The organism is uncultured Veillonella sp. (genome assembly GCF_938010505.1).
Classification (GTDB): Bacteria; Bacillota; Negativicutes; order Veillonellales; family Veillonellaceae; genus Veillonella.
Window position 1 is genome coordinate 1 of the sequence record NZ_CALLVP010000032.1, and the last position, 1446, is coordinate 1446.

Below are 1446 nucleotides of genomic sequence, written 5' to 3' on the forward strand. Positions count from 1 at the left end.
TTTCAGCCTTCTTTATTTTGTTGTTAGCGCCGGAGTTCTATACTCCATTTAGACAGTTGGGGGCTGCTTTTCATACGGGGATGGCAGGTAAAACATCTATTCTGAAATACGAAGAATTTATGAATCGTCCGCAGTCCTTACCAGTAGGTGGTGATTCTAAACTCGAGAAATCTATACAAGAGATCGCAATTAAAGATTTAACTTTTACCTATGAAAATAGTGAGAATGGGGTATACCATATTACACTAGAGGCTGAGCGTAATGTACCTATTATGCTCGTTGGTGAAAGTGGAGCTGGCAAATCTACTATTGCCCATATTATTGGTGGATTTTTACACTCTCCGAAAGGAAGAGTTACTATCGATGGCATTGATATATGTGATTTAGATATCGACTGGTGGCGTCAGCAAATTACCTATGTGTCTCAACATCCACATATTATGAAAGGGACCTTACGAGAGGTCTTATCCTTTGGTATGGATGTAAGTGATGCAGATATTCTCGATGCTTGCAAAGAGGTTCAACTATTAGATGTTATTAATCGAGAACAAGATGGGCTTGATGCGGTTATTGGAGAAGGTGGTTTAGGTCTTAGTGGCGGTGAACGACAGCGTATTGCTTTAGCTCGTGCATTTCTCCGAAAGGGTCAGGTGTTGATTCTTGATGAAGTAACAGCACATCTAGATGTAAAAACAGAATCCATTATAAGTGCAGCTATCCAGCGTTTGATGGAAAATAAGATTGTTATCATTATTGGACATCGCTTACAAACTATGCACTGGGCATCTAAACTATATGTCTTGAAAAGTGGATCAATTATTCAAGAAGGTTCTTATCAGGACCTACTTCAAGAAGATGGTTATTTTAAAGAACTTGTTACATCTGGCTTAGGTCAATTTTCAGCAGCTCTAGAAGTACCATTGCATATAAAAAAATCAGCTAATTTAGATACTACATTAGGTTTGGAGACATCTATTAATAGCACTGATGGTATTGTTAAAGCCGTTGAAAGTTCTATGACTTTCCAAAGTGGTGAAAAAGCCTCTAATATGGGCTTACAAGGGTGGAAATTATTGTTCTCCGTATTGAGTCCCGCTAAGTGGTCATTAGTATTGGCATTGCTATTTACGTTCTTAACAGTGTTCATGAATGTAGGGCTTTTAACAGTATCCTCTTGGCTGTTGGCATCTGCCGCATTACAACCGGGGCTCACTTATTTGAGCCTTGCAATCGTAGGGGTTCGATTCTTTGGTGTTAGTCGCGCTGTATGTCGTTATTTTGAGCGCTATACATCTCATCGCATGGCCTTTCAAGGTCTTTATGGCCTGCGCTTGTGGTTTTATGCTCATTTGGAACCATTGGCACCTGCTATACTCAAAAGGTTTGGGGCGGGTGATATGTTGGGACGCATCATGGGGGATATAGAGGTATTACAATTCTTCTACT

1 protein-coding gene is annotated in these 1446 nt (G+C 40.0%); it reads left to right on the forward strand.

All coding sequences use genetic code 11. The features are described 5' to 3' along the window. On the forward strand, nt 1–1446 hold a 1446-nt coding region (locus tag Q0507_RS01670; protein WP_298711439.1), incomplete at both ends, for an ATP-binding cassette domain-containing protein.